Source organism: Paenibacillus sp. FSL L8-0340 (assembly GCF_038593145.1).
Taxonomy (GTDB): domain Bacteria; phylum Bacillota; class Bacilli; order Paenibacillales; family Paenibacillaceae; genus Paenibacillus_AQ.
In genome coordinates this window covers 3,088,479-3,101,926 of the sequence record NZ_CP151967.1, presented here as the reverse complement: position 1 = coordinate 3,101,926, position 13,448 = coordinate 3,088,479, and the positions used below count along the sequence as shown (strand labels likewise).

Here is a 13,448-nt window from a genome sequence, read left to right as displayed (position 1 = left end):
GGTCAAATTCACCAGTTCAGCTTCAGCTTTTCTCTTTGGATATGTTTTTTTCCTTATTTTCACCATTTCTTTTGCTGTCATTCGCAAGTACATTTGCATTCTTGGAGTTGTCCAGCAAATATCCGGTCTGATTCTGACCTACTTCACCCGTATTTCCGCCTTCCTCCGTAGGTGGAGACAGAATCTCCGGTTCAATGGTCTCTTCCGGCGGACTTTCGGTTGGCGCCTGAGTAGGTTCAGGTGTAGGTACAGGTGTCGCTGTCGCCGGAGGCTCAGGCACCTGCACAGTTCCGTTTTTGGCATCCGAGTAACGGATCTCAAAAGCCTCAATATAATCTCCGTTCTGGTAGATTGAGACTGCTCCGTCTTTATTCGGGGCAAGGATCAGAGGTACGGATAAGACCTGACTCTTCGCGATCGTGCGGGTTCCCCATTCCTGCTGGGCTCCATCTTTGGTGGCATCAGAGAAAACAATACGGATTTGAGTCTTCTTACCGTCACTTGACGGAGCTACAGGCACTTTAAAGACATAATCAATAGCCTCCGGCGGAAACCCTGTGCTTATGGAAATGGAGACCTTGTCGCCTGGTGCAGCAGTATCCCCTTCTTCATAAGGCCATTGCTTCATCACCTGTCCCTTTTCAACGGAATAACTGGTATCTTCCTTGACCTCATCAAGAACAAGGCCCAGCTCCTCCAGCTTCGCTTTTGCCTGCTTCTGGGTTGAACCGGTAAGATCAGGCATAGTAACCGTGTCTTTGCCTTGACTGACATAAAGCTTAATAGAGCTCGTCTCGGGATCATAATCACTCCCCGCAGCCGGTTCAGAACGAATGACCTGTCCTTCAGGAATGTTATCATTGTGCTCTTCTGCCGGGATGATCCGTTCCTCTTCCACACCCTCTGCAATTAGCGCTTTAACGGCTTCGTCGTAGGTTTGTGTGGACAATTCCAGCATTTTAGATGGAGTCTTTTCTGTACTGACCGACAGGATGATATGCGTTCCTTCTTTGACGATTGTTTCAGCTTTTTTACCCTGTTCCCATACGATATTCTCAGCGAAATCCGGGTTGTACTGCATAACCGGTTCCGCAATGAGTCCTACCTCATCCAGCATGGAAGTGGCTTTCTCAAGCGTTTGGTTAACCACATCCGGCACTGTCACTTCGTCAACGACCAGCTTGGCATTTACATACCACACAACACTGCCCATAGCGAGCAAGATTACAAGTGTAAGACTAATCCATAAAGCTGGGCGGCCCCATCTCCGCTTACCTGGGCTGGAAGGAATGATCTCATCCTCTTCCCGCTGCATTTGCATCCGGTCTTCACCGCCGCTGCGGTTGCCAAGCCCCCGCTGGAGCGGCTTGATCGCCGGAATAATCCGTGTTCTGTCCTCGTCATCCCCGTCATCGTGGAACAGGGATTTGGCTTCACTGCGCCGCTCAGGCAGCAGGCATGTCTCTAAATCCTGCAGCATCTGCTTGGCCGATTGATAACGTTCCTCCGGATTTTTACGCATGGATCTCAGGATTACATTCTCCACACTCTGCGGAATCAGCGGATTGAGCAGACGCGGCTCCTCAAATTCCTCCTGCAGATGCTTTAGCGCAACACTGATCGGACTTTCGCCCAGAAACGGCAGCACGCCCGTCAGCATCTGATAGAGCACAATACCCAAAGAATAGAGGTCAGATTTCTCTCCAGTGGTCACACCCTTGGCATGCTCCGGGGAGAAATAGTGCACTGAACCTACAACTGAACCCGTCTGGGTGATTGTAGTGGAAGTAACAGCACGGGCAATCCCAAAGTCCGTTACTTTAACCCGTCCATTGCGGCCGATCAGAATGTTATGAGGTTTAATATCGCGGTGAATGATCTGGTTCTGGTGGGCATGGTCGAGCGCATCGCAAATCTGTGAAGCGATACGCACCGATTCATCTACCTGTAGCGGAGCCCGTTCCTTAATGATCTCATTCAGGTTCTTGCCTTCTATATATTCCATTACAATATAATGAACTTCGTCTTCTTGCCCCACATCATATATACTGACCACATTCGGATGTGATAAAGATGCGGCTGATTGCGCCTCCCGCCTAAACCGGCGGATAAATTCCTCATCATGCACAAATTGATTGCGCAGCACTTTAATGGCGACGTTCCGGTTGAGCAATATGTCATGCGCTCTATAGACAAGCGCCATACCGCCTCCACCGATCCGTTCGATGACTTGGTAACGGCCGCCCAATTCGTGACCGATCATCTATTCCACTCCTTTGTTTCGGGCACAGCGGCCTCTCCTTGATGTTCTAGCATAGCGAGGCTGATATTATCGCCGCCCCCAGCAAGCAATGCCAGCTGAAGCAACCGATCCGCTCTTTCCTCTAACGGTATTTCTTGTATTCCAGCAACCTTACCCATATGCTCCAGGCTGACAAAATTACTCAGGCCGTCACTGCATAGCAGCAGAAGTTCCCCCATTGCCAGATTGACAGGAGCCAGATCAGCATGGACCTCGGGATCCGTCCCCACCGCTCTTGTCAGCACGTTGCGGCGCGGATGGTTGTCGAGCTCCTCCAGGCTGATCTGGCCGTTCTTGAACAGCTCATTGACCAGCGTGTGATCCTCGGTTAATTGCGTAGCTGCACCGTCCTTAACCAGATAAGCCCTGCTGTCCCCTATATGGCCAATATATCCCGCTGACCCCTTCAGTAGAACAGAAACGACTGTAGTCCCCATATTATGGTACTTCTCGTCGCGCGAAGCCTCGCTGTGGACAATACCATTGGCTTCTGTAATTGCGGCAGCCAGCGCCTCCCGCAGCTCTTCCTCTGAAAGATCAGGCTGTAACCCTTCAAGGGCATTCCTCATCGTCTCCAAGGCGAGCCGGCTTGCGGTGTCGCCAGCCAAATGTCCGCCCATTCCATCGGCGATAATACCGAGAGTATAACCGTGGCGCGTCGCACCGATCCAGACCGAATCCTCATTGACGGTACGTACCCGGCCAATGTCGCTGGCATGAACTGTTCTGATCAAATATCCTCACCCCAACTCCATATGTTTGGCGCGCAGCTGTCCGCATGCGGCCGCAATATCATGGCCCTGCTCACGGCGGATGGTAACATTCACACCCTGATCGGCCAAAATACGCTGAAATTCAAAGATATCATTACGTGAAGTTCTTACATACTTGCGCTCCGGCACATGGTTAACCGGAATCAGGTTGACGTGGCACAGCATTGTTTTGAGGACCCCCGCCAATTCCTTCGCATGCTCTGGCTGGTCGTTTACTCCGCCGATCAGTGCGTACTCGAAGCTGATACGACGCCCAGTCTTGGCCTGGTAGTAACGCAGAGATTCAATCACGTCGTCAAACGGATAGCGGCGGTTCACCGGCATCAGCTTGGAGCGCAGGGCATCATTTGGCGCATGAATGGAAATGGCCAAATTGATTTGTGTATCTTCCTCAGCGAATTTGTAAATGTTCGGTACAATTCCGCTGGTAGAAACGGTAATATGGCGCTGGCCAATATTCAGGCCTTTTTCATGGATCATAAGACGCAGGAATCTCATCGTTGCGTCATAGTTCTCAAAGGGCTCGCCTGTACCCATAATTACAATGCTGCTGACACGCTCGCCGCGCGCATCAAGAATTTGCTGTGAACGGACGACCTGGGCAACAATCTCGCCTGCGGTCAAATCGCGTTTCAGCCCACCAAGTGTGGAAGCACAGAAGGTACAGCCGATCCGGCAGCCTACCTGTGTCGTTACACACACGCTATTGCCATAGTTATGTTTCATAATAACTGTCTCGATCGCATGATCGTCATGCAGACCGAACAGGAATTTCACGGTACCGTCCTTGGACTCCAGCTTCGTAATCTCGGTAAGGGCATTGATGCTGAATTGATCATTCAGCTTCATGCGCAGCGCCTTGGACAAATTGCTCATGGATTCAAACTCGCTTACCCGCTTTACATACAGCCAGTCGAAGATTTGCCCGCCGCGAAAAGCGGGCTCACCGTTATCTTTCGCCCACTGCTGCAACTCTTCCAAAGAAAAATCATATATTAAAGGTTTCATTATATTCAGCACCTGTTCTTTCATGAAGTATCAAAATGTATTGATTATACGCTTAGGTTATGCGTATTATTTCTCATTCTTCCTATTTTAACACAAATTTCAGAGACGGTAAAAGAAAGCCCGCCACGCACAATACCCTGCGGGCGGGACAACTGTAAATCCCTTGCCGATTTACTATTTTACAAGAGTCGTTCCAGCCGGGCAATATAGAACCCATCGCTTCCAAAATGCTGCGGCAGGAGCTGTATGCCCTCTCCTGCGGCAACTGCAGTTTCTTCAAGACGCTCCCATACAGTGGAGCTGAAAGTCACAGGTGCAAATCCAGGATTATTCTTTAGAAAATCAGCGACAATGCCGCTGTTCTCCGCCTGCTCTGTCGTGCATGTACTGTAGACCAGCACGCCCCCGGGTTTCAGCAGTCTGGCAACCGATTGCAGCAGCTCGCCCTGCAGGGCGGCAACACTGGCGACATCCTCCGGCTGCTTGCGCCACTTCAGATCCGGCTTGCGGCGGATTACGCCAAGGCCGGAGCATGGGGCATCCAGCAGGATGCGGTCAAAGGATTCCGGCTCAAGCGTATCCACAAGCTCAAGTGCATCGCGGCTACCTGTTGTTATGGACTCCAGGCCCAGCCGCAGCGCCTGATCTGCAATCAGCTTTGCTTTATGTTCATGCAGATCATTGGCATAGATGCAGCCTTCGTCTTTCATCAGCTCAGCCATATGCGCGCTTTTGCCGCCCGGGGCAGCGCAGCAATCAAGCACGTTCATTCCCGGCTTAGGATCAACAGCTTCAGCCACCAGCATAGAGCTCTCATCCTGGATCGAGATGTATCCATCACTGTACCAGGAGGTTAATGCCAGATTACCTCCACCTTTTACAACAATCCCGTACGGGCTTACTCTTGACACAGAGGCTTCCATTCCCTCTTGCTGCATCTGTGCCAGCAGATTTTCCCTGCTGATCATCGTTGTGTTCACCCGCACGCTGACCGAAGGTGGTTCATTATTGGCCGCACACATGGCTTCAGCCGTTTCTATACCATACTCAGCTGCCCAGCGCTGCACCATCCAGAGCGGATGCGAATGGAGAATGGAAATCCGTTCCTCCCCGCTGAGTCCTTCTTTCAGTACAGGCAGGTTACCGGCCCGCAGCACGCTGCGGAGAACCCCGTTGACCATTCCCGAAATCCCTTGGTGTCCACGCTTCTTGGCTATATTCACAGCCTCATTTACGGCTGCATGTGATGGAATCCGGTCGAGATACATGATTTGATACAGACCAAGGCGCAGCAGATTGCGCACCCAAGGCTGCAGCTTGGCGATTCCCTTAGTCACGAAATCTCCCAGTACATAATCCAGCGTTAACATCCTAGAGATGCTGCCGTATACCAGCTCGGTGACAAGTCCCGTATCTTCCCGGCTAAGCCCCGATTTCTGCAGACTGCTGTTGAGCAGCAGGTTACTGTAAGCTCCCTGCTGTTCGACCCGGACGAGAACATCGAGAGCTACCTCACGGGCAGAGTCTGCCGACGATTTGCCGCCAGCAGCGCCCTTGCGGTTTGGTTTGGCATTTGACCCTTTTGCACCAGGCCCCGTATTCTCCACTTTCAACGAGGGGGCCTGTCCACTTCGTCCTGCGCCATTGTGGCCGCCCGCGCTCAACCGAGCACCGTCCCGGGCTTCATGGCCGCGCCACGGCTGAAGTCGCCAGCGCTCATCGCTTTTTTGCCAGCAGGCTGCACTGAGGTCAACAGCACAACTCCATCGCCGGTCTTCACCTCGACGCCCCGCTCGTTAACAGCTAATACCGTGCCTGGCGCAGACGTTCCACCTGTGCTGTTCCCGTCAGGCTTTGCTGCCGCCCACACCTTGAATGTTTCACCGTTCCAGAGTGTAAACGCGCCGGAGAACGGGACCAGTCCCCGAATGCGGTTATAAATTTCGCGCGATCCGGCATTCCAGTCAATCCGCTCGTCTTCCCTGCTGAGATTCGGCGCATAGGTGGCTTCACTGTCGTCTTGGCGCGTAGCCTGAAGGCGACCGGTAGCCAAACGCGGCATTTCCGCCTTCAGCAGATCCCGTCCGGCAAGACTCAGCTTCTCAAACAATACCCCTGAAGTATCTTCATCTCCGATGGGAACCTCAACCCGGGATATCATATCCCCGGTATCCAGCCCTTCCGCCATGTACATCAGCGTGACTCCGGTGACCTGCTCACCGTTGATAATACAGCGCTGAATCGGCGCTCCACCACGGTATTTCGGCAGCAGCGAGCCATGAACATTGACACAGCCGTTCACGGGCAGCTCCAGCACCGATTTGGGCAGAATTTGACCGTATGCCGCAGTAACAATCAAATCCGGCTTATAGGCGGCAAGCTCTGATACGGCTTCCGGCCGTCGCAGCCGTTCTGGCTGCAGGACGGGCAGCCCCAGAGACAACGCCGCCTCCTTCACCGGAGTTGGAACAAGTGTCTTCTTGCGGCCTTGCGGCCGGTCAGGCTGGGTGACAACAGCCACAACTTCGTAGCCTTCCTCCACCAGCATCTGCAGGGAGGGCACCGCAAAAGCCGGCGTTCCCATGAACACTATTTTCATTTCATTCACTCCTCGGTTTCACTGCGTTCAGCTGTATATTCATATACCTTCTCGGCAATATCCGTGAACACTACTCCGTTGAGATGATCGATTTCATGCTGAAAAGCACGGGCCAGCAGACCGCTTCCCGTAATCGTCACTTCCTTGCCTTCACGGTCAAGGCCACGCACCGTAACAGTCTCCGCGCGGCGCACATCGCCATTTAGCCCGGGAATACTCAAACATCCCTCAGGCCCAAACTGTTCGCCTTCCATACTGAGTATTTCCGGGTTGATCAATTTGATCAAACCATGCTCCTCATCGGCATCCACTACGATCAGCCGTTTCAGGATACCCACCTGCGGTGCCGCCAGGCCAACGCCTTCAGCGTCATACATCGTGTCCGCCATATCGTCCAGCAGCTTCTGGACATTGGGTGTTACTTTCGTTACTGTTTTCGCTGTCTTGTGCAGCACTTCATCCGGTTCTTTCACGATCAGCCTGATTGCCATTACCAAAACACCTTCCTTGTTCTGAACATTTCTATAGTTAGAAAAACGAATTAATAAACCCAATCATGCCTAGAGGCAATATTTCCTTACCCATTGTAACATGTCTTCCGGTTACATCAACATCTGCGGATCAACGTCGATGCTGACCTGCAGTCCTGTTTCACGGACCGAATCCTCCAGCTCTTCAGCCACCTGCTTGGCCAGCCCAATCGCATCTATGGCTCCCCGCCATTTAATGATGCACTGGAATCTGTATCTGCCCTTCAGGCGGGGCAACGGTGAAGCCACCGGTCCCAACAGATCGAGCGCGTCCGTGGACAGCTTATCCAAGCTGCCGTACCAACGGAGCTGTCTCGCTTTGCCCTGAAGGTTCAGCGCATAATTCTCGGCCAGACGCAGCAGCAGCGGCAGCTGTTCATGTGACAGGGTCACGAGAATCAGCCGGCAATAGGGAGGATAATGCAATTCTTTGCGGTGCTTCAACTCTTCACGGACAAAGGAGCTGTAATCATGGCCGCTGGCATGGATAATCGAATAATGCTCGGGGGTATAGGACTGGACCACGACTTCACCGGGTAGCTGATGCCGCCCCGCCCGCCCAGCCACCTGGGTAAGCAGTTGAAACGTCTTCTCCGCCGCGCGGAAATCAGGCAAGTTGAGCGCGGAATCCGCCGTAATAACTCCGACGAGTGTAACATCGGGGAAATCCAGCCCCTTCGCCACCATCTGCGTTCCGAGCAGCACATCCGCCTTTTTGTCCCTAAACTGGTTCAGCAGCTTCTCATGCGAGCCCTTTTCCGTCGTTGTATCCACATCCATCCGGATTACGCGGATGCCGGGGAAAAGTTTGCCTAATTCTTCTTCCACCCGCTGTGTGCCTGTCCCGAAGAAGCGGATATGCTCACTTCCGCATTCAGGGCATACCTTCGGCGAAGGTTCTGCATGACCACAGTAATGGCAGCGCAAATTGTCGCTGCGGGCATGGTAGGTCAGCGAGATATCGCATTCCGGGCAGCCGGCGACATAACCGCAGCTCCGGCACATTACAAAGGTGGAAAACCCTCTGCGGTTCAGCAGCAGCACTGTCTGCTCCCCGCGTTCCAGCCTGCTCTCAAGCGCAGCGTGCAGCCTGCGGCTGAACATGGAGCGGTTACCTTCCTTAAGCTCATCGCGCATGTCTACCACATGCACCTTTGGCAGTTCATTGCCAAGCGCACGGCTCGGCATCTCTAGCAGAACTGGAGAGAAGTGAATATCGCTTTGTGCCCGGGAAGCATGATAACTCTCCAAAGAAGGAGTGGCTGAGCCAAGAATTACTGCAGCTCCGCCTTGCTCTGCCCTGCGGACAGCCACATCGCGGGCATGGTACTTCGGATTCTCCTCCTGCTTATAGGAGCCTTCATGCTCCTCGTCCATAATAATCAGTCCAAGATTAGCGAATGGCGCGAATACCGCTGAACGTGCTCCGACGGCAACTGCCGCTTTGCCCTCACGGATTTTGCGCCATTCGTCGTATCTTTCTCCGACAGACAAGCGGCTGTGCATCACCGCCACTCCGCTTCCGAACCGGCCCTTAAACCGCTCAACCATCTGCGGAGTGAGCGCGATCTCGGGAACCAGCACCACCGCCTGCCTGCCCTGGTCTACTACCCGCTGGATGCACTGCAGGTAAATTTCCGTCTTTCCGCTCCCGGTTACCCCGTGCAGCAAAAACACTTCATGCCGCTGCTCATCCACCGTCCGGATAATCCGTTTATATACGGATTCCTGTTCGCCAGTCAGCGGCAGCGGAGTGCTCGGTTTGAAATCGCGTCCCCGGTAGGGATCGCGGTACACTTCAATTTCGCTGATCTCAATGAAGCCCTTGTCTTCCAGCGACTTCACGGTACCGGCTGTAACCTGCAGTACCGACAAAAGATCCTTCATTGGCATGGGTAGCATCGGCTCCATGTCGATCAGGAAGGCCAGCACTTCCTTCTGCCGTGCTGAACGTGCCGGGAAGCTGCCCAGTGATTCGCGGGCTGCGGCAACGCCTATCGCCAAATCTACAGCCTTCAGCTTCTTTTTGCCCATTTTATCCTTAATCGACTGGCTCTCGGACAGCACTCCCCGCCGCAGCATGAACTTCACCGTCTCCGCCGCATCTGGAAACGTCCGGGTCAATTGCTTCATGGAGACCTCCCCGGCACGTCTGACAAAATCGGTGATCTGCTGCTCCTCCTGGTCCGTATCCAGAAACAGCGGAAACAATTCATCCTCAGGGCTCCCTGCTTCCTCTGCCGCTTCTCCGAGGGAGATCAGGCGCTCGGCTTTGCCCTTAAGGGCAGTCGGAAGCATAGCCTGCAAAGCGGAGATCCGTCTGCAGGCATATCTTTGACTCATCCAGTCCCCAAGCTCTACAAGCTCTGGCGACAAAGGCGGGAGCAGATCAAGCACTTCTTGGATGGGTTTAAGGGAAGGGCCCGAGCCGGTCTCTCCCGATTCCAGTGAGACAACAAAACCCTGTACAGTCCGGTGACCAAAAGGAACAGCCACTCTGCTGCCCACTTCAATCCACAGTTTCAGGTCAGCGGGAATCAAATAATCAAATGGCCGGTCAGTGCTGCGCACGGGAACATCGACAATGACCTTGGCTATATCCATTATAAGGCAGCTCCAGCGATACGCTCTGCTGCGAGTCCCAGCAAGCGGCGCGCCACTTCATCTTTGCTTACCAGGGGAATATCCAGCACAAGGCCTTCGGCCCCATAAATAGAGACAATATTGGTATCCGTGCCAAATCCGGCCCCTTCCGCAGCCACATCATTAGCCACAATAAGGTCCAAATTTTTGCGGACCAGCTTGTCCTTCGCGAAGGCTTCGGCGTTTCCTGTCTCGGCAGCAAATCCGATTAGGAACTGCTTGTCCTTCATTTTCCCCAGACTCTCCAGGATGTCGGTTGTCTTAACCAGTTCAAGCGTCATTGTATCGCCGCTCTTTTTGATCTTGGATGGGGCACTCTGCTTAGGACGGTAATCTGCTACAGCAGCGGCCTTGATCAGAATATCGCATGCCTTCCACCGGCCGGCAACCGCCTCATACATCTCCTGGGCTGACTCTACCCGTACCACTTTGATGTCCGGGTCCTGCGGGGGCTTCTCATCCGTACGCGCAGCAATCAAGGTAACCTCAGCACCCATGGCACGCGCAGCACGGGCCAGGGCAAAGCCCATTTTGCCGGAGGAGTCATTGGAGATATAACGGACCGGATCAATCCGCTCCACCGTCCCTCCAGCCGTCACAATAACTTTTTTACCGGCCAGCGGACCGGATGCAGCGCTGTTCTGAAGAGCGAAGAAAGCATCCACACAGCTCACAATCGTCGCCGGCTCCTCAAGCCTGCCTTTGCCTACATAACCGCAGGCCAGCAGCCCTTCACCCGGTTCAATAAACTGCACACCACGCCCGGCAAGAGTATTCATATTGCTGATTACCGCCGGATGCTGGTACATATGGACGTTCATTGCCGGTGCGACCATAACTGGAGCGGTCGCGGCCAGCAGTGTAGTGGACAACATATCATCGGCAAGGCCATGCGCCATTTTGGCGATGATATTGGCCGTAGCCGGTGCGATCAGGACAAGGTCGGCGGCATCGGCGAGGTCAATATGCGATATCGATGACGGGTCGCGTTCCTGGAAGGTATCGCTGTATACCCGCTGCTTCGAGAGTGACTGCAGTGTCAGCTCAGTAATGAACTGTTTAGCCGAGGCTGTCATAATGACATGGACTTCGGCTCCTCTTTGTGTAAGCTTGCTGGTCAAATCCGCTGCCTTGTATGCAGCAATTCCCCCTGTAATGCCAAGAATAATCGTTTTACCCTTGATGTTGTTCAACATGATCTCCCCCCTGTTCCTTTCCTGCGCCAAAGCTCTATAGTTCGGATATAAAATGAAGAAAACTTGAAATTCTAATATTTCGGGCAAGAAGAAACGGCTGCGTCGGCCTATCTCGAGACGGCATCCGTTTCTTCAATGATATAAGGATAATATAGCGTAAATCCTCTAGCCTTATCTCTTTAAAAAAATAACAACCTTCCGGTTGTCAGGAACAGCCCGGTACGGGCTATGGGTCACTAGGTTCATGCGCTGTCAGCCCCTTAACCTAAGAAGAAACGGTAGCGCCGCCTTATACAAAGGCGGTGTCCGTTTCTACAGTAGGCATGGCAAGCTATCCGGACTATTCTTCGCCGCGTGTTACAATGATGCGGTCTTCATAAATTTCTTCCAGGGCAACGCCAACAAACTTGTGGGATCTCGGCGACTTGATATCAGTCTTGCCGCCTTCACGGAGAGCTCTTGCCCGGCGGGCAGCTGCGACAACCAGCGAATACTTGCTGTCGACTTTGGTCATCATTTCATCAATAGATGGATATAGCACGTAAGACACCTCTTCATCTTTTACTGTTAAATATGATCAATCTTGCTGTGCATATCATCTTACCTTACAATGTTCGGCGATAATAATGCTTTCTATTCGCTTACAGGCCAGATCAATCTCATCATTCACTACGGCATAGTCATAATGCCGGATCAAACCAATCTCATCTTCTGCTACGGACATGCGGTGGTTAATCACATCAGGATGCTCCGTACCGCGACCGCGGATGCGGTCCTTCAATTCGTCCATGGATGGAGGAAGAAGGAACACAAAGATGCCTTCCGGGAATTTGTCTTTGACTTTGAGAGCTCCCTGAACCTCGATCTCCAGAATAATATCTTTTCCGCTCTCGAGTGTTCTTTCCACAAAATCACGCGGAGTACCGTAATAATTGCCTACGTACTCCGCATACTCCAGCAGCTGGTCCGCTTCTATCATTGCCGTGAACTGCTCTCTGCTCTTGAAAAAATAATTGACGCCGTTCTCCTCACCCTCACGCGGACTGCGTGTGGTGGCGGAAACGGAATAGATAAGCTCGGGCATCTTCGGCCGCAGCGCGGTACAGACGGTACCTTTACCAACGCCGGAAGGGCCGGACAATATGATCAGCAATCCTTTTGACATAGTACACTCCATTTGTTGTTATTCGTCGTTATCATCATCTTTGCTGGATAAGCGGTGTGCCACAGTCTCCGGCTGAACGGCCGACAGAATGACATGATCGCTGTCTGTAATAATGACGGCCCGCGTCCGGCGGCCGTAGGTCGCATCGATCAGCATATGCCGGTCTCTGGCCTCCTGGATAATACGTTTAATTGGTGCAGATTCCGGGCTGACAATGGAAATAATGCGGTTGGCCGATACGATATTTCCAAAGCCGATGTTGATTAATTTGATTGCCATGTTCCGGTTGTTCCCCCCATAAGTTACATCTTTGCTTGATTGAACTACCTGTTATTCTAAGTTCGCTGCTTGCTCGCGTATCTTCTCCAGCTCAGCTTTCATATCAAGCGTGAGATTCACTAGAGTCAGATGGTTGCATTTCGACCCGATTGTATTCGTCTCCCTGTTCATCTCCTGAATGAGAAAATCCAGTTTGCGTCCTGCCGGCTCGCTTCCCTTCAGCAAAGCTCTGCATTGTTCAAAATGACTGTACAGCCGGGTAAGCTCCTCATCAATGTTACAGCGGTCGGCAAAGGTAGCAATTTCCATTCCGAATTTATGCTCCTCAAAAGGGAAAGTCCCGTCATTCAGCGCGTTCAGCCGCAACCGCAGCTTATCACGGTATTCAACTACTACTGCAGGAGCAAGTGCGGCCATTTCAGCGTGCAGCTCCTCCAGATGCCCTAGCCGGCGCGTTAGGTCAGCGGCAAGATAACCGCCTTCCCGGGCGCGCATTTCCAGCAGGGATTGAAGGCTTTGCTCCAGCCCCAGTTCAAGCATCCCGGAGTACTCTTCAAAGGATGCAAATCCTGTGGCGGCTGCCTCCTCCTTGAGCTCCATTACACCGGGCATAGAAAGTATATCACGTAAAGTCAACTCACCCGTAAATCCGAACTCGTCCTTCAGCGCTTCCGCGGCTTTCAGATAGGACTTGACCGCCGGCCGGTTCAGCATCTGAACGGAGGCTGTCTCTTCAGTGATTTCTCTATTTATGACGACATCTACCCGTCCCCGTTTGATATGATGCAAAACTATTCTTCGCAGCATATCCTCATAACCCGTCCAATCCCGGGGCATCCGCAGCACAACTTCGCAGTAACGGTTATTCACCGATTTGACTTCGAACGTAATCTTGTAACCGCCGAATTGCAGGGATGATTGACCGTATCCGGTCATGCTAAATGACAACGGAA

Annotated in this window: 12 protein-coding genes; all 12 read right to left on the bottom strand. The window is 52.7% G+C overall.

Features of this window, described 5'->3' with window-relative positions:
• Window positions 1–22: 22 nt before the first annotated feature.
• Window positions 23–2,263, bottom strand: a complete 2,241-nt coding sequence (pknB, locus tag NST07_RS13825; RefSeq protein ID WP_341092446.1) for a Stk1 family PASTA domain-containing Ser/Thr kinase — start codon at window positions 2,261–2,263, stop codon at window positions 23–25.
• Window positions 2,260–3,036, bottom strand: coding sequence for a Stp1/IreP family PP2C-type Ser/Thr phosphatase (locus NST07_RS13820; protein ID WP_341092445.1), 777 nt, complete (start codon window positions 3,034–3,036; stop codon window positions 2,260–2,262). The genes pknB and NST07_RS13820 overlap by 4 nt, the downstream gene beginning before the upstream one ends.
• 6 nt (window positions 3,037–3,042) lie before the next feature.
• Entirely contained in the window at window positions 3,043–4,083 is a 1,041-nt protein-coding gene (gene rlmN / locus NST07_RS13815; RefSeq protein ID WP_038590574.1) for a 23S rRNA (adenine(2503)-C(2))-methyltransferase RlmN, read from the bottom strand.
• A 179-nt stretch (window positions 4,084–4,262) separates the two neighbouring features.
• Window positions 4,263–5,690: a 16S rRNA (cytosine(967)-C(5))-methyltransferase RsmB gene (rsmB, locus tag NST07_RS13810; protein WP_342481744.1), complete on the bottom strand. Its 1,428-nt coding sequence runs from the start codon at window positions 5,688–5,690 to the stop codon at window positions 4,263–4,265.
• A 53-nt stretch (window positions 5,691–5,743) separates the two neighbouring features.
• Window positions 5,744–6,682 (bottom strand): methionyl-tRNA formyltransferase, encoded by a 939-nt coding sequence (gene fmt / locus NST07_RS13805; protein ID WP_341378328.1) that lies wholly within the window; start codon window positions 6,680–6,682, stop codon window positions 5,744–5,746.
• A gap of 5 nt (window positions 6,683–6,687) precedes the next feature.
• Window positions 6,688–7,173: a peptide deformylase gene (gene def / locus NST07_RS13800; RefSeq protein ID WP_038590565.1), complete on the bottom strand. Its 486-nt coding sequence runs from the start codon at window positions 7,171–7,173 to the stop codon at window positions 6,688–6,690.
• A gap of 111 nt (window positions 7,174–7,284) precedes the next feature.
• Window positions 7,285–9,816 carry a primosomal protein N' gene (gene priA, locus NST07_RS13795; RefSeq protein ID WP_342481743.1) on the bottom strand — a complete coding sequence of 844 codons (2,532 nt, stop codon included), beginning with the start codon at window positions 9,814–9,816 and terminating at the stop codon, window positions 7,285–7,287.
• The gene (gene coaBC, locus NST07_RS13790; protein WP_341092437.1) at window positions 9,816–11,051 is read right to left on the bottom strand and encodes a bifunctional phosphopantothenoylcysteine decarboxylase/phosphopantothenate--cysteine ligase CoaBC; all 1,236 of its coding nucleotides are present in this window, start codon (window positions 11,049–11,051) and stop codon (window positions 9,816–9,818) included. Before coaBC ends, priA begins: the two co-directional genes overlap by 1 nt.
• 340 nt (window positions 11,052–11,391) lie before the next feature.
• Window positions 11,392–11,592 (bottom strand): DNA-directed RNA polymerase subunit omega, encoded by a 201-nt coding sequence (rpoZ, locus tag NST07_RS13785; protein ID WP_038590559.1) that lies wholly within the window; start codon window positions 11,590–11,592, stop codon window positions 11,392–11,394.
• A 54-nt stretch (window positions 11,593–11,646) separates the two neighbouring features.
• Entirely contained in the window at window positions 11,647–12,216 is a 570-nt protein-coding gene (gmk, locus tag NST07_RS13780) for a guanylate kinase (RefSeq protein WP_341092436.1), read from the bottom strand.
• Between the two features lie 18 nt (window positions 12,217–12,234).
• On the bottom strand, window positions 12,235–12,495 hold the full coding sequence (locus NST07_RS13775) for a DUF370 domain-containing protein (RefSeq protein WP_006209218.1): 261 nt from the start codon (window positions 12,493–12,495) through the stop codon (window positions 12,235–12,237).
• Between the two features lie 51 nt (window positions 12,496–12,546).
• Window positions 12,547–13,443 (bottom strand): YicC/YloC family endoribonuclease, encoded by an 897-nt coding sequence (locus NST07_RS13770; RefSeq protein WP_341378326.1) that lies wholly within the window; start codon window positions 13,441–13,443, stop codon window positions 12,547–12,549.
• Between the last annotated feature and the right edge of the window lie 5 nt (window positions 13,444–13,448).

Excerpts from the sequence above, each read along its gene's own strand:
- gmk (WP_341092436.1), bottom strand. The coding sequence starts at position 12,216 with ATGTCAAAAGGATTGCTGATCATATTGTCCGGCCCTTCCGGCGTTGGT.
- rlmN (WP_038590574.1), bottom strand. The coding sequence starts at position 4,083 with ATGAAACCTTTAATATATGATTTTTCTTTGGAAGAGTTGCAGCAGTGG.
- coaBC (WP_341092437.1), bottom strand. The coding sequence starts at position 11,051 with ATGTTGAACAACATCAAGGGTAAAACGATTATTCTTGGCATTACAGGG.
- NST07_RS13775 (WP_006209218.1), bottom strand. The coding sequence starts at position 12,495 with ATGGCAATCAAATTAATCAACATCGGCTTTGGAAATATCGTATCGGCC.
- pknB (WP_341092446.1), bottom strand. The coding sequence starts at position 2,263 with ATGATCGGTCACGAATTGGGCGGCCGTTACCAAGTCATCGAACGGATC.
- def (WP_038590565.1), bottom strand. The coding sequence starts at position 7,173 with ATGGCAATCAGGCTGATCGTGAAAGAACCGGATGAAGTGCTGCACAAG.
- priA (WP_342481743.1), bottom strand. The coding sequence starts at position 9,816 with ATGGATATAGCCAAGGTCATTGTCGATGTTCCCGTGCGCAGCACTGAC.
- fmt (WP_341378328.1), bottom strand. The coding sequence starts at position 6,682 with ATGAAAATAGTGTTCATGGGAACGCCGGCTTTTGCGGTGCCCTCCCTG.